13 protein-coding genes are annotated in these 17,049 nt (G+C 71.3%); 6 read left to right on the top strand and 7 right to left on the bottom strand.

From position 1 onward, the window contains the following. Window positions 1-135: 135 nt before the first annotated feature. Window positions 136-2,868: a family 78 glycoside hydrolase catalytic domain gene (locus OOZ19_RS18075; protein WP_266091283.1), complete on the bottom strand. Its 2,733-nt coding sequence runs from the start codon at window positions 2,866-2,868 to the stop codon at window positions 136-138. Window positions 2,869-3,156: 288 nt separating this feature from the next. Further along, the gene (locus OOZ19_RS18070) at window positions 3,157-3,654 is read right to left on the bottom strand and encodes an Lrp/AsnC family transcriptional regulator (RefSeq protein WP_266091282.1); all 498 of its coding nucleotides are present in this window, start codon (window positions 3,652-3,654) and stop codon (window positions 3,157-3,159) included. A 219-nt stretch (window positions 3,655-3,873) separates the two neighbouring features. On the opposite strand from OOZ19_RS18070, the gene hppD reads away from it, so the two are divergent. Further along, window positions 3,874-5,019: a 4-hydroxyphenylpyruvate dioxygenase gene (gene hppD, locus OOZ19_RS18065; RefSeq protein WP_266091301.1), complete on the top strand. Its 1,146-nt coding sequence runs from the start codon at window positions 3,874-3,876 to the stop codon at window positions 5,017-5,019. Between the two features lie 138 nt (window positions 5,020-5,157). On the opposite strand, the gene ilvA is transcribed toward hppD, so the two are convergent. Then, on the bottom strand, window positions 5,158-6,369 hold the full coding sequence (gene ilvA, locus OOZ19_RS18060; protein WP_266091281.1) for a threonine ammonia-lyase: 1,212 nt from the start codon (window positions 6,367-6,369) through the stop codon (window positions 5,158-5,160). Between the two features lie 162 nt (window positions 6,370-6,531). Here ilvA and OOZ19_RS18055 point away from each other — a divergent pair, with 162 nt between their 5' ends. After that, a complete protein-coding gene (locus OOZ19_RS18055; protein ID WP_266091280.1) occupies window positions 6,532-6,792 on the top strand; it encodes a hypothetical protein in 261 nt (86 codons plus the stop codon). 66 nt (window positions 6,793-6,858) lie between these two features. Here the strand turns inward: OOZ19_RS18055 and OOZ19_RS18050 are convergent, their stop codons facing one another. The 3 genes from OOZ19_RS18050 to OOZ19_RS18040 all read right to left on the bottom strand — a co-directional run bounded on the left by OOZ19_RS18050 (window position 6,859) and on the right by OOZ19_RS18040 (window position 10,906). Further along, window positions 6,859-7,995: a cystathionine gamma-synthase gene (locus tag OOZ19_RS18050; protein ID WP_266091279.1), complete on the bottom strand. Its 1,137-nt coding sequence runs from the start codon at window positions 7,993-7,995 to the stop codon at window positions 6,859-6,861. A 144-nt stretch (window positions 7,996-8,139) separates the two neighbouring features. Further along, on the bottom strand, window positions 8,140-9,429 hold the full coding sequence (locus OOZ19_RS18045) for a hypothetical protein (RefSeq protein WP_266091278.1): 1,290 nt from the start codon (window positions 9,427-9,429) through the stop codon (window positions 8,140-8,142). Window positions 9,430-9,535: 106 nt separating this feature from the next. Continuing rightward, window positions 9,536-10,906 carry a cystathionine beta-synthase gene (locus tag OOZ19_RS18040; protein ID WP_266091277.1) on the bottom strand — a complete coding sequence of 457 codons (1,371 nt, stop codon included), beginning with the start codon at window positions 10,904-10,906 and terminating at the stop codon, window positions 9,536-9,538. A gap of 266 nt (window positions 10,907-11,172) precedes the next feature. Here OOZ19_RS18040 and OOZ19_RS18035 point away from each other — a divergent pair, with 266 nt between their 5' ends. Then, window positions 11,173-12,099: an SGNH/GDSL hydrolase family protein gene (locus tag OOZ19_RS18035; protein WP_266091276.1), complete on the top strand. Its 927-nt coding sequence runs from the start codon at window positions 11,173-11,175 to the stop codon at window positions 12,097-12,099. Between the two features lie 207 nt (window positions 12,100-12,306). Beyond that, window positions 12,307-13,527: an acetyl-CoA C-acetyltransferase gene (locus OOZ19_RS18030; RefSeq protein ID WP_266091275.1), complete on the top strand. Its 1,221-nt coding sequence runs from the start codon at window positions 12,307-12,309 to the stop codon at window positions 13,525-13,527. A 185-nt stretch (window positions 13,528-13,712) separates the two neighbouring features. On the opposite strand, the gene OOZ19_RS18025 is transcribed toward OOZ19_RS18030, so the two are convergent. Continuing rightward, window positions 13,713-14,513: a Bax inhibitor-1/YccA family protein gene (locus OOZ19_RS18025; protein WP_266091274.1), complete on the bottom strand. Its 801-nt coding sequence runs from the start codon at window positions 14,511-14,513 to the stop codon at window positions 13,713-13,715. Between the two features lie 458 nt (window positions 14,514-14,971). On the opposite strand from OOZ19_RS18025, the gene OOZ19_RS18020 reads away from it, so the two are divergent. Both OOZ19_RS18020 and OOZ19_RS18015 read left to right on the top strand, forming a co-directional pair. After that, window positions 14,972-16,408 carry a collagen binding domain-containing protein gene (locus OOZ19_RS18020; RefSeq protein ID WP_266091273.1) on the top strand — a complete coding sequence of 479 codons (1,437 nt, stop codon included), beginning with the start codon at window positions 14,972-14,974 and terminating at the stop codon, window positions 16,406-16,408. Continuing rightward, window positions 16,405-17,043: a class F sortase gene (locus tag OOZ19_RS18015; RefSeq protein ID WP_266091272.1), complete on the top strand. Its 639-nt coding sequence runs from the start codon at window positions 16,405-16,407 to the stop codon at window positions 17,041-17,043. Before OOZ19_RS18020 ends, OOZ19_RS18015 begins: the two co-directional genes overlap by 4 nt. Window positions 17,044-17,049 lie beyond the last annotated feature (6 nt).

Here is a 17,049-nt window from a genome sequence, read left to right as displayed (position 1 = left end):
ACTCCGGGCGACGCATGCACGTCTTCGCAGGGACGCCCCTTTAACACGACGCGCTTGGTCTCGCAGACCACTCGATCAGCGAGACCAACCGTCCGACTTCCGTTGCCGAGAGCCGTGGATTTCGCGTCGAAAAAGTCAGGAAGTGAATTCCCACTTTCCTGAACCGATCTCGTACACATCGAATTCAGCGTCCCGTCGAATGAATGACGCATTCGGGTCGGCGCGCACCGCGATCGGCACGTGAACCTCGGCGGTGGTGTTCACCGGAACCTCCGCTTCGAGCCGGTACCCCCCGTCCACCCGGGACCACCGCGTCGCGATCTCCCCGTACGGCCCGGAGAACCGCGCCGCCGCCCGGCCCACGCCGCCGCCTGGGCGCGGTCGCACGAGCACCCTGCGGAAACCCGGATCGAGCGGCTCGATGCCCGCGATCGTCCGGTACATCCATTCGCCGACGGAACCGTAGGCGTAATGGTTGAACGAATTCATCGACGGATCGTTGAACTCGCCGTCCGGCCGGATCGAGTCCCAGCGCTCCCACATGGTCGTGGCACCGCGGTCGATCTGATAGCCCCACGAGGGGAATTCGCGCTGCTCCAGCAGCCGATAGGCGGTGTCGAGGTGGCCGGTGGCGGTGAGCACCGGCAACAGGTACGGGGTGCCGAGGAAACCCGTGGACAGGTGCCCGCCGCGCTGCTCGATGAGCGAGACCAGCCGGTCGGCCGCGGCGGCGCGCAGCTCCGCCGGCACCAGGTCGAACGACAGCGCGAGCACGTAGCCGGTCTGGGTGTCGCCCCGGCCCGCCGCGGCGTCGTCGCGCAAGCGTCCGGTCTCGTCCAGGTAAGCCCGCTGGAAGGCCTGGCGCACTCGTCCGTGGTGCTCACGGTGACGCTCCGCGTCGGCCGCCTCGCCGAGCGCGTCGGCGACCTGCGCGGCGGTCCGCGCCGCGTAGCCGACCCAGGCGGTGGCGATGAGGTCGCGCCGCGTCTCCTCGTCCACGTTGAGCCAGTCGCCGTAGCGCGCCCCGTCCGCCGGGCGCAGGTCCCCGTCGCTGGTCGCGGTCAGGTGGTCGAGCCAGCGCAGCATCGCCGGGTAGTTCTCCGCGAGCGCCCGCCGGTCGCCGAAGCGCTCGTGGAGCACCCACGGGACCGTGATGCCCGCGTCTCCCCACCCGGCCGTTCCCGCGCCGAGGTCGCCGACGGCGGGAGCGACGTCGGGGAACGCGCCGTCCGCGCTCTGGGCGTCGCGCAGGTCGGTGGTCCACTTCGCGAGGAACCCCGCCGAGCCCGCGACGTAGGCGGCGGTACCGCAGAACACGTTGATGTCCCCGGTCCAGCCGAGCCGCTCGTCGCGGGCCGGGGTGTCGGTGGGGATGGACAGGAAGTTGCCGCGCTGCCCCCAGGTGATGTTGCGCTGCAACCGGTCGAGCATCGGCTGGTCGGTGCTCAGCGACATCGTCTGCGGCAGGTCGGTGTGCAGCACCAGGCCCACCACGTCGGCGGGTTCGGGAGCGGCACCGGTGACCTCGACGTAGCGGAAGCCGTGGAAGGTGAACTTCGGTTCCAGCACCGCGGGACCGCCGCCGAGCACGTAGGTGTCGGTGGCGGTGGCCTCCCGCAGGTTGTCGGTGTAGGCGGTGCCGTCGGGGTTGAGGACCTCCGCGTGCCGCACCCGCACCTCGGTGCCCGCCGCGCCGTCGACGCGCAGCCGCACCACGCCCACCATGTTCTGGCCCAGGTCGTAGACGCAGGTGCCGGGGGCCGGTTCGGTCCGGTTCACCGCGGGCAGTTCCTCGGTCGCGCGCACCGGCGGGTCCGCTTGGGCGACGGGGTCGACTCCGATGCCGTCGTCGACCTCGACGGCGGTCCAGGAGCTCGCGTCGTAACCGGGCGAGCTCCAACCGGGCGTCGCGGCGCGGGCGTCCTGCTCCTCCCCCATCAGCAGGTCCGAGGAGCGGATGGCTCCGGTCGTCGTGCGCCAGCCGTCGTCGGTGCCGACGGTGCTGCGGCTCCCGTCCGCGTGGTCGATCTCCAGCTGCGCCCGGAGCAGCGGCCGGTCGCCGTACTGACCGGGCCCGAACATGCCCACGTGCCCCGCGTACCAGCCGGGCCCGAGGTGCGCGCCGAGCACGTTGTCGCCTTCGCGCACCAGTTCCGTCACGTCGTAGGTCTGGTATTGCACCCGCACCCGGTAGTCGGTCCAGCCGGGCGCGAGCCGGTGATCGCCGACGCGGTGGCCGTTGAGCTCCGGTTCGTAGACGCCGAGCGCGGTGGCGTGGAGCCGGGCGCGCACGACGGGGGCCGCTACGTGGAAGGGCCTGCGCAGCTGCGTGGTGCCGCCGTCGGGTGGCCGGATCCAGTGCGCGGTCCAGTTCGCCGCGTCCTGCAGACCGGTCTCCCACCAGGACGGTTCTCCGTACGGCGAAGCGATCCCCTGCGCGTCCCAGACCCGGACCGTCCACCAGTAGCGGGTCCGCGCCTGCAACCGGGGGCCGCCGTATTCGACGAGCAGCGAGTCCCCCGCGAGCACCTTGCCGCTGTCCCACACGTCGGCGGCGCCTTCGCGCAGCAGGTCGGCGGAGGTCGCCACGAGCAGCCGGTAGGCGGATTGCACCTGGTCACGAGCATCGGAGCCGAGGTGCCAGCTCAGCCGCGGCCGGGGCACGTCGAGGCCGAGCGGTTCGGCCGCGTGCTCCACGCCGGTGCCGGTCACGCGGATGCCGGGTCCGTTGGCGGCGGCCGAGGTGCCGGGGCTGATCGCGATGAACGCGGCGGTGCCAGCGGTGGCTTTGAGGACGGTGCGCCGGGTCGGTCCAGGACGGTCCATGTCGCCTTCCTTCTCCCAGCGCGGGGCGCCGGTGGCGATCACGGGCGGGTGGATCTTCGCCGGCGGGGATCGCGGATCAGCACTGCGCTGGGCTGTTCCGGAGTGAGCTCGGACGGATCGATTAAACGTTTCATATCTGCGCGCCGACACCCTCGAGGGAAAGCGCGAGCGAGAGCCGAGAGGCTGCCTCGGGTTTGCAACGAAATCGCTTGCAGTCAGGGTTCATGGCGATCGAGCACCGCGAGGAACGGGCCAGGCCGAGTCGGATCCTGACGGCGCGGCGACCATAAAACGTTTCAAATCGAAGATACTCAGCACCGCCTGAAATCGTCAAGGCGCAGTCGGAGGCTCACCCGCCAGCCGCTCCAGCAACGGCCGCACCCGCGGCGGCACCGGCGTGGACAACGCGATCGACGTCGACGTCCGCAACACCTGCGGCGCCGCCACCACCTCGTCGATCACCCGCTGCAGGTCCGCGTTCGAGCGCGCCACCAACCGCACCCACAGATCGCCCTCGCCCGTGGTCGTGTGCACCTCGCACACCTCGTCGATCGCCGCCAGCCGCTGCGCCACCGCGTTGCGCTGCCCCTGCGCGATCTCCAGCACCGCGAACGCGGTCAGCCCGTACCCCATCGCCGCCAGGTTCAGATCAGGCGGGAAACCGCGCAGCACCCCGCGCCGGCGCATCCGATCCAGCCGAGCCTGCACCGTCCCCCGCGCCACGCCCAGCCGCCGCGAGCACTCCAGCACGCCGAGCCGCGGCTCGTCGGCCAGCAACAGCAGCAGCCGGGCGTCGAGCGCGTCCAGCTCGGTCTCCTCGAAGTCCACCAGCGCCTCCCTGCACAACCTGACCAGCCGATCGACCCGCCGACCGGCACTTCTGCACACCTTGCCCAGCAGAACGGAAGTCCCTTGCGCAGCATGCCCGACCGGCTCACGCTGCAGCCCACGAACCTCGCACAAGGCAGGGAGGCCATCGTGACCGGCACCGTCGACCACGACGACATCGGCACCACCGGCAAGCTCGATGACGTCACCTTCGATCAGATGCGCCGACTCGTCGGACTCGTCGACCACGACACGAGCCACGACCCGTTCCCGGTGCGGGCGATGGACGCGGTCGTGTTCGTCGTCGGCAACGCCACTCAGAGCGCGCTGTTCTACCAGGTCGCGTTCGGCATGGAACTCGTCGCCTACCGCGGCCCCGAGAACGGCTTCCGGGACCACAAGGCGTACGTGCTCAAGTCCGGCTCCGCCCGCTTCGTGCTGCGAGGAGCCGTGGATCCGGACAGCCCGCTCGCCGACCACCACCGGGCGCACGGCGACGGCGTGGTCGACCTCGCCCTGGAAGTGCAGGACGTGGACCGCTGCGTCGAACACGCCCGCGCGCAAGGCGCGACGATTCTCGACGAACCGCACGACCTCGCCGACGAGCACGGGGTGGTGCGCACCGCGGCCATCGCGACCTACGGCGAGACCAGGCACACCCTGATCGACCGCAGCCGCTACACCGGCCCCTACCTGCCCGGGTACGTCGCCCGCAGCAGCGGCTACGTCAAGCCCGAAGGGGCGCCGAAACGCCTGTTCCAGGCCGTCGACCACTGCGTCGGCAACGTCGAACTCGGCGACATGGACCGGTGGGTCGGGTTCTACAACCGGGTGCTGGGCTTCGTGAACATGGCCGAGTTCGTCGGCGACGACATCGCCACCGAGTACTCCGCGCTGATGAGCAAGGTCGTCGCCAACGGCAACCACCGGGTGAAGTTCCCGCTCAACGAACCCGCCGCCGGGCGCAAGAAATCCCAGATCGACGAGTACCTGGAGTTCTACCGAGGCGCGGGCTGCCAGCACATCGCGCTGGCCACCGGCGACATCCTGCGCACCATCACGGCGATGCGCGCCGCCGGCGTGGAGTTCCTCGCCACGCCCGACTCGTACTACGACGACCCGGAGCTGCGGGCCCGCATCGGGGAGGTGCGGCTGCCGATCGAGACCTTGAAGGAGCACGGCATCCTCGTCGACCGCGACGAGGACGGCTACCTGCTGCAGATCTTCACCAAGCCGATCGGCGACCGGCCGACGGTGTTCTACGAGCTCATCGAGCGGCACGGCTCGCTGGGATTCGGCAAGGGCAACTTCAAGGCGCTGTTCGAAGCCATCGAAAGAGAACAGGAACTGCGCGGCAACCTCTGAGGTCGCCGCGCCGTCCCACGCAGGGGGTCGGGTTGAACCCCGGCGGGTCCCGCGCCGTTCGCGCGAGGACCCCGCCGGGGACCTGCGGCGGTGCCGGTGCGCGTGATCACCGGCACCGCCGCGGCACGATCAGGGGCTTCAGCGTTCGGAGGTGACGGTGAAGCCCGCCCGGGTCAGCTCGGCGACCACGTGCTCGCGGTGTTCCGGGCCGCGCGTCTCCAGGCTGATCTCCACGTCGACCTCGCCGAGCGCGAGCGCGCCGGAGATCCGGGAGTGCTCGATGTCGAGCACGTTCGCCGCCAGGTCCCCGAGCTGAGCGACCAGGCCCGCCAGCGATCCCGGCCGGTCCGGCAGGCGCACCCGCAACGACAGGTACCGGCCCGCGGAGGTCATGCCGTGCCGGATCAGCTGCAGCAGCAGCAGCGGATCGATGTTGCCGCCGGAGAGCACCGCCACCGTCGGCGAAGTCATCAGGTCCGGGCGCTCCAGGATTCCCGCGACGGCGGCGACCCCGGCCGGTTCGGCGACCAGCTTCATCCGCTCCAGACACAGCAGCAATGCCCGCGACAGGGCCTGCTCGCTGACCGTGATCATCTCGTCGACGAGCGCGGACACGTGCGCGAACGTCACCTCGCCGGGCTCGGCGACGGCGATGCCGTCGGCCATCGTGCGGGTGTTCTCGATGCGCACCGGCGCGCCCTGCTCCAGCGACGCGGGCCAGGCGGCGGCCTGCTCGGCCTGCACGCCGATCACCCGCACCTGGGGGCGCACGGCCTTCACCGCGGCGGCCACTCCGCTGATCAGGCCGCCTCCGCCGGTCGGCACCACCACCGTGCCGACGTGCGGGAGCTGTTCGAGGATCTCCAGCCCCACCGTGCCCTGCCCGGCGAGGACGTCCGGGTGGTCGAAGGGGTGGATGAACTCGGCACCGGTCCGGTCGGCGTGCTCCTTGGCCAAGGAGAGGGTTTCGGACAGCACCGCGCCTTCCGCCCGCACCGTCGCGCCGTAGGACTGCGTCGCCGCCAGCTTCGGCAGCGTCGCGCGCTCCGGCATGAACACGGTGGAGCGAATGCCCAGCAGCGACGCCGCCAAGGCGACGCCCTGCGCGTGGTTGCCCGCGCTGGCCGCCACCACACCGGCGGCGCGCTGCCGCTCGTCGAGCGCGCGCAGCCGGACGTAGGCGCCGCGCAGCTTGAACGCCCCCGTGCGCTGGAGGTTCTCGCACTTCAGGTGGACGTCACCGCCGACGTGGTCGCTGAGCACCCTGGAATGCGCGAGCGGGGTCCGCCGGACCACGTCGGAGAGCTCCTTGGCCGCTGCGTGGATCCGGTCCAGGCTGATCAGCTGCATACCGCCAATCGTGCACCAGCGCGAACGGCGACCGCCGGGCGAGGTGTTGGGTACGCTGCGCAGTACGCGTGATCGACCTGCGGCACCGGGGCTCTGCCGGGCGCGCGCGGCGGACCCACTACTGCGCAGCGGCGCGCGGAGCAGGCGCTCCGGGGAGGACGTATGACACCGGCCACGGCTCCGACGGGAACGCTCTCACTGGCAGGCGGCATCGCGCTGGCGACGGTCCTGTCCGCGGCGGCGGTGTTCGCGGTGGCCCAGAGCGGCTGCGACGACCCCGGCTCGTACCGCGAGCGGGACGGCGTCGTCGAGCTCATCGGCGGGTGCGTGCAAGCGGAGGACCTCCCGGTCACCCCGGCGCCGCAGCTCGGCGAGGCACCGCACTCGCAGCCGACCGGCACCGACCCGTCGATCGCGCCCTGACCCGGACGGCTCGACGGCCCGCCCACCCGGCCGATGCCGGGCGAGCGGGCCACTGATCCGCACAGGTCAGAGCGCCGAGAGCAGATCCTCGACGAGGTCGTCGGCTTCCTCGATGCCGACGGACAACCGCACCAGGTCGCCGGGCACCTGCAGCGCCGACCCCGCGGTGCTGGCGTGGGTCATCTTGCCGGGGTGCTCGATCAGCGACTCGACCCCGCCGAGCGACTCGGCCAGGGTGAACAGGCGGGTCTTGGCGCACACGTCCAGCGCGGCCTGCTCGCCGTCGACGTGGATGAACGAGATCATGCCGCCGAAACCGTGCATCTGCTTCGCCGCGACCTCGTGGCCGGGGTGCTCGGGCAGGCCCGGGTAGTAGACCTTGGAGACCTTCGGGTGCTCGCGCAGGGCCGCGGCGATGCGTCCCGCGTTGGCGCTGTGCCGGTCCATCCGCGCCGCCAGCGTCTTCACGCCGCGCATCGTCAGCCACGCGTCGAACGGCCCGGGGACCGCGCCCGCGGTGTTCTGCAGGAACGCCACCGAGCTCGCCAGCGCGTCGTCGGAGGTGAGCACCGCGCCGCCGACCACGTCGGAGTGCCCGCCGAGGTACTTCGTCGTGGAGTGCACGACCACGTCCGCGCCCAGCTCCAGCGGACGCTGCAGGTACGGGGTGGCGAAGGTGTTGTCGACGACGAGCTTGAGGCCCGCATCGCGCGAGACCTGGGCCAGCGCGGCGATGTCGGCGATGGTCAGCAGCGGGTTCGTGGGCGTCTCGACCCACAGCACCTTCGTCTCCGGCCGCACCGCCGCCCGCACCGCGTCGACGTCGGAGACCGGGACCGGCGTGTACTGCACGCCCCACTCGGTGAGCACCTTGTCGACCAGGCGGAACGTGCCGCCGTAGGCGTCATCGGGAATGATCATGTGGTCGCCGGGTCGCAGCGTGCCGCGCAGCACGGCGTCCGTGGCCGCCATCCCCGAGGAGAAGGCCCGGCCGTGCTTCGCGCCTTCGAGCTCCGCGAGGCACTGCTCCAGCGCGGTGCGGGTCGGGTTGCCGGTGCGCGAGTACTCGTACCCCGAGCGCATGCCGCCGACGCCGTCCTGGGCGTAGGTGGAGGTGGCGTGGATGGGGACGATCACCGAACCGGTCGTCGGATCGGGTTGCTGGCCCGCGTGGATAGCGCGGGTGGCGAAGCCATCACTCATGTGTCGCAGCGTACGGACCACACGCCCCTCCGCCGTTCGGCAGGTCGCCGTTGCCGTTCCGGGGTGCGCGGAACCGTCCGGCCGCACGCATGACGACGGCCCCCGACCGAGGTGGTCGAGGGCCGTCGTGGCTGGTTCAGCGGGTCACCACTGAGGCGGCTGCTGCCCCGGCTGCTGCGGGTAGCCGCCGGGCTGCTGCCCGTACTGCGGAGGCTGCCCGTACTGCGGGGGCTGGCCGGGCTGCTGGCCGTACTGCGGCTGGCCGTACTGCGGCGGCTGGCCGAACTGGGGCTGGCCCGGCTGCGGCTGCCCCGGCTGGGGCTGACCGTACGGCCCGGGCTGCCCGTACTGCGGGGGCTGCTGCCCCGGCTGACCGAACTGCTGCGGCGGCTGGCCGTACGGGCCGGGCTGCTGCTGGCCGAACTGGGGCTGAGCCGCGTAGGGCTGCTGCGCGTAGCCGGCCTGCGGGCCGCCCGGCGCGACCGGAGCCGCGGCGATCCAGTCCCGAGTGGCGGGCAGCATCGCCAGCACCGCGATGGCGATGGCGATGAGCGCGCCGATGATGCCCGTGATCAGCAGGCCGACGCTGCTCGCGAAGCCGATCGAGGTGATCAGCTGGATCAGCGCGGAGAACCCGGCACCACCGGCCGTCAAGTACGGGCCGAGCGGCTTGCGGGTGATCAGGAAGATACCGCCGACCAACATCACGATGGAGGCCAGCAGCTGGAGCACGACCAGGAAGCCGTTCCCCGCGCTGACGCCGAGCGCGGCGGCGCCGAACAGCCCGATCACGCCGAGCAGCCCGGAGAGGGTGGAGAGCCCGCCGATGACGGCGGCCACCCAGCCGGTGACCTTCGCGAGCGTGCCGTTCTCCGCGCCCGCGCCGGGCTGACCCGGCCCGATGGGCATCTGCGGCGCGAAGCCCGGCTGCCCGGGAGCGGCCTGCGGCGGCGGTGCGCCGAAACCGGCCTGCGGTGCCGGGAATCCGCCACCGGGGGTGCCGGCCGGCGGTTGCTGCGGGAACCCGCCGGGCTGGCTCTGGGTGCCCGGCTGGTTGTACATCGGCTGCGGCGGCTGCATCGACGGCGGCACCATCTGCGTCGCCGACTCACCGCCGCCCGCGTTGCCGGGCTGCTCGTACATCGGCTGCGGCGGCTGCATCGACGGCGGCACGACCTGCGTGGAGTCCCCGCCTGCGGGCTGCTGCGCGGGGCGCACGACCTGGGTGGAGTCGGCGGACGCTTGGCCCGCGTTCTGGTCCAGCTGCGCGGGGCGGACGACCTGAGTGGCGTCCGCGCCGGAGGACTGGTCGGTGGCCGGGGTCTGCGGGTCCAGCTGGGAACTGATCTGCGACTCGGTGGCTTGCGCCTCCGAATCGGTCCCCTGCGGTTGCTGTCCCTGCTGACCGCCGTCCGGCGGCTGCGGAGAGCTCATCGGGTTTCCTGACCCCCTTGGGCGTGAAGCATGAAGTCTGAAGCGAGTTGATCGTCCACACGCTATCCGATATGTCAGCAGCGTAGCGGCCGTCCGTAACGAAAAGTCAACGCCCGGCGATGAATGCCAGCACGTCCTGCCGGGTGACCACTCCGGCGGGCTTGCCGCCGATGAGCACCATCGCCCCGTCCGCGCCCGCCAGCGCCGTCATCGCCGCGCTGACCTCCTCGCCTGCACCGATGGTGGGGAGCGGCGGGGACATGTGCTCTTCGATGCGGTCGGCGAGCTGGGCGCGGCCGGCGAACAGCGCGTCGAGCAGGTCGCGCTCGTTGACCGCCCCGGCGATCTCGGCGACCATCACCGGCGGTTCGGCGTTGACGACCGGCATCTGGGACACCCCGAATTCCCGCAGGATGGCCACCGCCTCCGCGACGGTCTCGTTCGGGTGAACGTGGACGAGCTCGGGGATGGTGCCGTCCTTGCGCAGCAGCACGTCCTTGATGGCGGCGCCCGCGTGGTCCGGGGACAGGAAGCCGTACTTCGCCATCCACGAGTCGTTGAAGACCTTGCCGAGGTACCCCCGGCCGCCGTCGGGCAGCAGCACCACGATCACGTCGTCCGGCCCGGTGCGCTCCGCCACCCGCAGCGCGGCGGCAGCGGCCATCCCGCAGGAACCGCCGACGAGCAGCGCCTCCTCGCGGGCGAGGGCACGGGTCATGGTGAACGAGTCGGCGTCGGAGACGGGCACGATCTCGTCGCAGATGCCGCGGTCGTAGGTCTCCGGCCAGAAGTCCTCGCCGACGCCCTCGACGAGGTAGGGCCGCCCGCCGCCACCTGAGTACACGGAGCCCTCCGGGTCGGCGCCGATGATCTGCACCTTCCCGCCGGAGACCTCCTTGAGGTAGCGGCCGATGCCCGAGATGGTGCCGCCGGTGCCGATGCCCGCCACGAAGTGCGTGATGCGGCCTTCGGTCTGGCGCCAGATCTCCGGGCCGGTGCTCAGGTAGTGCGACTCGGGGTTGGCGGGGTTGGCGTACTGGTTGGGCTTCCAGGCGCCGTCGATCTCGGTGACGAGCCGGTCGGAGACGCTGTAGTAGGACTCGGAGTGCTCCGGCGGCACCGCCGTCGGGCAGACGACGACCTCGGCGCCGTACGCCTCCAGCACGCTGCGCTTGTCCTCGCTGACCTTGTCGGGGCAGACGAACACGCAGCGGTATCCCTTGCGCTGCGCCACCATCGCCAGGCCGACACCGGTGTTGCCGGAGGTGGGTTCGACGATGGTCCCGCCGGGCTTGAGCTCCCCGGAGTCCTCCGCGGCTTCGACCATGCGCAGCGCGATGCGGTCTTTGACGCTGCCGCCGGGGTTGAGGTACTCGACTTTCGCCAGCACCGGCGTCGAGGCGGACTCGGCCAGCGAGTTCAGCCGCACCAGCGGGGTGTTGCCGACGAGGTCGATGACGTGCTCGACGTAGTCCACAGCGAGTCCCTTTCGCTCTCCGTGACGATGTGGGGCTGAGCCTAAGTGCCCGATTCCCGCATCTTGTCGCACGGGTGGTCCAGTGGCGTGCCGTTCGAGCGGTTTCGACATCGGCGCGAGGTGATTCGTTCCACGCGGCGTGGCCTACCGGCTAACCCTGCTTCGCCGCGGGGCGACAGGGCGGGTGGGAACGTTTTTCCCGCCGAAGGCGTATTCAGTAGGGGACGACTGCGGACGCGTCGGGGTGGCGCGAGGAGGAGCGGGGCATGGTCGGGGCGCGGATGTTACGGCTGGCGATGGTCGCGGCGGGGACCGTCGGAGGGGTGTCCGGCGCCGCGTACGGGCTGCTCAACGGGCAGTCCTGGTACGCGCGGCGGGCGATCGGCGAGCCCGTCGGCGTCCCGTTCCGCTCCGACGGCGTCCACTTGCCGGACGGCACCGGTCCGGTCGCGTCGCCGCCGGAGGGCGACGACGTGGCGCCGCTGCGGCTGGCGGTGCTCGGCGACTCGTCGGCGGCCGGGCTCGGCGTGGAGGCTCCGGACGAGCTGCCGGGCGTGCGGATCGCTCGGGGGCTGGCGGAGGAGCTGGAGCGGCCGGTCGAGCTGACCACTTACGCGATCGTGGGCTCCACGTCGCGGGATCTTGCCGCGCAGGTGGACGCGGCGCTGGTGGCCCCGCCCCAGCTGGTGCTGGTGATCATCGGCGCGAACGACGTCACGGCCCGGCTGTCGGTGGCGGAGTGCGCGGCGCTGCTCGGCGCCGCGGTGGCCCGGCTGCGGGAAGCCGGGGTGGGCGTGGTCGCCGGAACCTGCCCGGACCTGGGCGCGATCCGGCCGATCCCGCAGCCGCTGCGTTCGGTGGCCTCGTCGTGGAGCCTCGCGCTGGGCCGCGCGCAGCGCCACGCGGTGGAGGCCGCGGGCGGCGGCGCGGTGCCGTTGGCGGACCTGCTGTCCCCGGAGTTCCTGACCCGGCCGCAGGAGTTGTTCAGCCCCGACCGGTTCCACCCGTCGGCGGCGGGCTACGAGGCCGCGGCCGGGTTGCTGCTGCCCGCGCTGTGCTCGGCGATCGGTGAGTGGCAGGGCCCGCCGGTACCGCAGCCGCCGGTCCGCTCCTCGGCGGCGGAGGCGCGTCGCCCCACGAGCCGCGTCGTGGCCCGCCTGAACCGGAGGTTCGGCCGCCGCCGGGCCACGTGACCGCTCGTCCTCCAACTCCTGTTCCCGATGGGGGTCGGGCAGCGGAACCTCAGCTCCTCCAGGTAACGAGCGGCTCCGCGGCGGAGTTGCTGGTGATGGTCGTCTCAGCACGTCGGGGCCGATGTCGGTCTTAAGGTGTCGCGAGTAGCCGGCCCAGCCGTGCCGCCTCGGCTCGGCGTCCCCGTAGGCGAACGAAGGAGTTCCCGAATGCCCGAAGCAGTCATCGTCTCCGCCACGCGCTCGCCCATCGGCCGCGCGGGCAAGGGCTCGCTGGTCGACGTGCGTCCGGACGACCTGACCGCGCAGATGGTGCGCGCCGCGCTGGACAAGATCCCGCAGCTGGACCCCGCCGAGATCGACGACCTGATGCTCGGTTGCGGTCTGCCCGGTGGCGAGCAGGGCTTCAACATGGCCCGCGTCGTGTCGGTGCTGCTGGGTTACGACCAGCTGCCCGGCACCACCATCACCCGCTACTGCTCGTCGAGCCTGCAGACGACGCGGATGGCGCTGCACGCCATCAAGGCCGGTGAGGGTGACGTGTTCATCAGCGCCGGCGTGGAAGCGGTGTCCCGGTTCGCGAAGGGCAACTCGGATTCGCTGGACGACACACGGAACCCGGTGTTCGCCGACGCCGAGGCCCGCACCCAGGCCACCGGGGAGCAGGGCGCCGACGAGTGGGTCGACCCGCGCGAGTTCGGCAAGGTGCCGGACGTCTACATCCCGATGGGCCAGACCGCGGAGAACCTGGCGCGGGCCAAGGGCGTGAGCCGCGACGAGATGGACGAGTTCGGCGTGCGCTCGCAGAACCTGGCGGAGAAGGCCATCGCCGACGGGTTCTGGGCTCGGGAGATCACTCCGGTGACGATGCCCTCCGGCACGATCGTGGACGCCGACGACGGCCCGCGCGCGGGGGTGACGAAGGAGGCCGTGTCGGGACTGAAGCCGGTGTTCCGCCCGGACGGCCGGATCACGGCCGGGAACTGCTGCTCGCTCAACGACGGCGCCGCGGCGCTGGTGATCATGAGCGACACGAAGGCGAAGCAGCTGGGCCTCACCCCGCTGGCGCGGGTCGTGTCGACCGGCGTGTCCGGCCTGTCGCCGGAGATCATGGGCCTCGGCCCGGTGGAGGCCTCCAAGCAGGCCCTCAAGCGCGCCGGCCTGGGTGTCGGGGACATCGACCTGGTGGAGATCAACGAGGCGTTCGCCGCGCAGGTCATCCCGTCCTACCAGGACTTGGGCATCCCGCTGGAGAAGGTGAACGTCAACGGCGGCGCCATCGCCGTCGGCCACCCGTTCGGCATGACGGGCGCCCGCATCACCAACACGCTGATCAACTCCCTCCAGTGGCACGACAAGCAGTTCGGCCTGGAGACCATGTGCGTAGGCGGCGGCCAGGGCATGGCCATGGTCCTCGAACGCCTGTCCTGAGTTCCACGCCTCGTCTTTCTCGGGTGCCCGGGTAGCGGAACCTCAGCGGCTTCGTGACGAGGACTGAAGCAGGCGCGGCCTTCGCCGCAAGGCACGGCTCCGCCGCCGGGCAAGACGAGATGCACGCAGAAGGGCCTCTCCCGTGACGGGAGAGGCCCTTCTCGTTCGCGTTGGAGCGGGACCGGCTAGTCGTTCTGGAAGTACGACAGCAGGCGCAGGATCTCCAGGTAGAGCCAGACCAGGGTGGTCATCAGGCCGAAAGCGACGTACCAGGCGAACTTGGCGTCGACGCCGCTCTTGATGGCCTTGTCCGCGGCGTCGAAGTCCAGCAGGAAGCTGAACGCGGCGATGCCGATGCAGACGAGGCTGAAGATGATGGCCAGCGGGCTGCCGTCGCGCAGCCCGAGGCCGCCGCTGGTGAAGAAGCCGGCGACGAGGTTCACCAGCATCGCGATGGCGACGCCGGCCATCGCGCCGATGATCCACTTGGTCAGCTTCGGCGTGACGCGGATGGCGCCGGTCTTGTAGACCACGAGCATGGCCGCGAAGACACCCATGGTGCCCGCGATGGCCTGCATGATGATCCCGGAGCCACCGCCGCCGGAGAAGTTGTCGAGGGCACCGCCGAGGACGTAGCTGATACCGCCGAGGAACACGCCTTCGACCGCCGCGTAGGCGATGACGAGCGCCGGGCTGACCTTCTTCTTGAAGATGATGACCAGCGACAGCACCAGGCCGATGATCGCCGCGGGCAGCGCGAGCGCGTAGGCGCCCGTGATGTAGGTGGCGGCACCGGTGCCCACGGTGAGGGCGAGCGTGATGGCGGTCTTGGTGACCACGTCGTCGATCGTCATCGGGCGCGTCGCCTGCGGCGGCGCGGCCGGTGCCTGGCCGGGCGCGCCGAAGCCGCCTTGACCGTGGTTGAAGTTCGCGTACCCGCCGCCTGTCGGCAGGTTCTTGAACGCTGGGTTGCTCGTAGTGCGCAACTCGTCCTCCTGGGCGTGCTGTGCGCCGTCTCCGGTACAACGACCGAACCTGCCGGTCGGTTCCCCACTGGTAAAACCGACTTTACCCGCATGGCGGTAGCCGGTTCCGTCCCGTCCGGAAGCTACTCGCGCGGGATAAACGGTGAAATGACGATCACTCACCGTCGCAACCTTTCGAGGGTGTGGCCGCCCGTGCCCGAACATCCCCGAAATGGCCGCTGCGCTGCGGCCGAACGTGCGCGGACCAGCTCGGATCGACGCGGAAGATCGCTGCCCGTAATGGGGTCCGTTACACCGAATGACCTCTTGTCGTGACCGCGAGTGACCGAAAGGATGCGCCTGGGTGTCCGCGTGCCATGTCGGGGGGCTTTCGCGCCGGTCAACACCATGTCGCTCTGCACGTGACCGGATCGCAGCACGCCGATGCCCTGATCTCCCAGACCGAGACTGGAGCTTGCATGCGCACGTTCAGGAAGTTACTCACAGCGGTGGTGGGTTCCGCTGTGCTCGCCGGCAGCGGTTTGCTGGCGACCACGGGAACGGCCATCGCCGCGCCGGAGGAAGGAATCGGCCACGAGACCACTCCAGGACAGCCCTACGCGGGCATCGAACGGGACCGCGACTGGCTGGGTTCCTACATCGTCGGCGGCAACCAGGTGTGGTGCGTTCGGTTCGCGCTGAAGGCGCCGGACACCGGTGAGCAGTACGAGCCGGGTGACGAGCTGCTGACCAAGTGGGGCACCCCGCTGGAAGACGACGTCGCGGCGAACATCTCCTACCTGCTGCTGCGCTACGGCAACACGGAGAGCCCGGACGAGGCGGCGGCGCTCGCGCACCTGCTGCACTCGTGGACGTCGGCGCCGCGCGACGAAGGCGACCTCGACCCGGGGCTGCCCTTCGACAAGATCGGCTACGACATCGACTTCCAGCTGGGCAAGCTGCCGCAGGGAGCCAAGGACGCCGTCGAGACGTTGCGCGCGGACGCGGAGAAGAACCGCGGCCCGTGGGAGGCCGCGCTGACCGCACCGGAGGACCCGCAGGTCATCGGTGAGGCGGCGGACTGGACCTTCGCGGTCGACCACCCGGACGGCACCGGTGTGACCGGTGTTCCGGTGAAGATCACCGCGACCGACGCCGAGGTCGAAGGCCTCGGCGAAGACGGCACGATCACGACGCCGGACAGCGGTGACCCGCTCCAGCTGAAGGTGACGCCCACCGGGCCGAACCCGAAGCTGGAGGGCGAGCTGGCCACCCCGGCCGAGCGCCCCTACGTGCAGCAGGCCGTCGAGAACCCGGACGGCGTGCAGCGCGTGGTGTCGACCGGCGGGGAGAAGCAGGTCAAGGTCGAGGACGTCACGACCGCGGTGACCGCGCCAGGCAAGGTCGCCGTCGGCAAGATCGACGAAGAGAGCAAGGCGGGCATCGCGGGCGTCGCGCTGCGGGTCAGCCTGCCCGACGACAAGCCCGCGCTGAAGCAGGACGGCACCGAGCTGACCGGCCCGGACGGGCAGCCCGCCGTGGTCACCACCGGCGACCAGGGCACGGTGGAGATCGCGGACCTGCGCACCCCGCAAGAGATCAAGATCACCGAGGTGGCCCCCGCGAAGGGCTACGAGGAAGCGTTCGACGCGGCGAACCCGCCGTCGGTCGTGGGCACCGTCGAACCCGGCGGCACCCTGACGCTGACCGTGACGAACAAGGCCAACACCCCCACCGTGCCGATCTTCATCCCGGCCGGTGACCCGGGTGCCGGTGGTGGCGTCGTGGCCGCCGCCGAGGACACCGGTGCCCTGTCCCCCGGACTGCTCGGACTCGGTGCGCTGACGCTCACCGGTGCCGCGGTGGCCGGTGGCGCGGCGTGGCGCAAGCGGCTCGTGTCGGCGGGTGAGCGTTGATCGCGCAGCGGCGGCGCCTGCTCACGCTGGTCCTGGCCGGCGTGGTCGGGCTGGTCGCGGTGGTCGCCGTCGTGGCGGGCACGTTGCTCCGGGGTGGCGCTGATCAACCGCCCCCGGCCGCGGCACCCCCACCGGCGGAACCGGCTCCGGTGCAGGTCGCGGACCTGCCGCCGCAGCCGGTGCACGTCCCGGCGGGCCAACCACCGGGCACCGTCCGGCTGCCCCAGGGCGGCCAGGCGGAGCTGGTGCGCAAGGAGATCGACCGGTCCGGGACCCTCCCGGTGCCGGACGGCGTCGGCGAGGCCACGTGGTGGGGTGCCGGTCTGGACTCCCCCAAGGGCGCGACGGTGCTGGCCGGGCACGTGAACTGGAAGGGCGCGGTAGGGCCGTTCGAGGAGCTGTGGGACTCCGCTCCGGACCAGGAGGTCACCGTCGTCGACGACGACGGCACGGAGTGGCGCTACCGCGTCTCCGAGATCGTCACGCTGTCCAAGGAGGAACTGCCCGCCCGCGCGGCGGACCTGTTCGGCCAAGGCGGCGAGCACCGGCTCGTGCTGGTCACCTGCGGTGGCCGCTACGTGGGCGGCGACCTCGGCTACGACGAGAACCGAATCGTCGTGGCGACGCCCGCGTGAGGTCTG

The organism is Saccharopolyspora sp. NFXS83, from assembly GCF_026241095.1.
Classification (GTDB): domain Bacteria; phylum Actinomycetota; class Actinomycetes; order Mycobacteriales; family Pseudonocardiaceae; genus Saccharopolyspora_C.
This window is presented reverse-complemented; position numbering and strand designations above follow the sequence as displayed.

Coding starts and splice junctions, on each gene's coding strand:
- hppD (WP_266091301.1), top strand. CDS start 3,874: ATGCGCCGACTCGTCGGACTCGTCGACCACGACACGAGCCACGACCCG.
- ilvA (WP_266091281.1), bottom strand. CDS start 6,369: ATGCAGCTGATCAGCCTGGACCGGATCCACGCAGCGGCCAAGGAGCTC.
- OOZ19_RS18055 (WP_266091280.1), top strand. CDS start 6,532: ATGACACCGGCCACGGCTCCGACGGGAACGCTCTCACTGGCAGGCGGC.
- OOZ19_RS18050 (WP_266091279.1), bottom strand. CDS start 7,995: ATGAGTGATGGCTTCGCCACCCGCGCTATCCACGCGGGCCAGCAACCC.
- OOZ19_RS18045 (WP_266091278.1), bottom strand. CDS start 9,429: ATGAGCTCTCCGCAGCCGCCGGACGGCGGTCAGCAGGGACAGCAACCG.
- OOZ19_RS18035 (WP_266091276.1), top strand. CDS start 11,173: ATGGTCGGGGCGCGGATGTTACGGCTGGCGATGGTCGCGGCGGGGACC.
- OOZ19_RS18030 (WP_266091275.1), top strand. CDS start 12,307: ATGCCCGAAGCAGTCATCGTCTCCGCCACGCGCTCGCCCATCGGCCGC.
- OOZ19_RS18020 (WP_266091273.1), top strand. CDS start 14,972: ATGCGCACGTTCAGGAAGTTACTCACAGCGGTGGTGGGTTCCGCTGTG.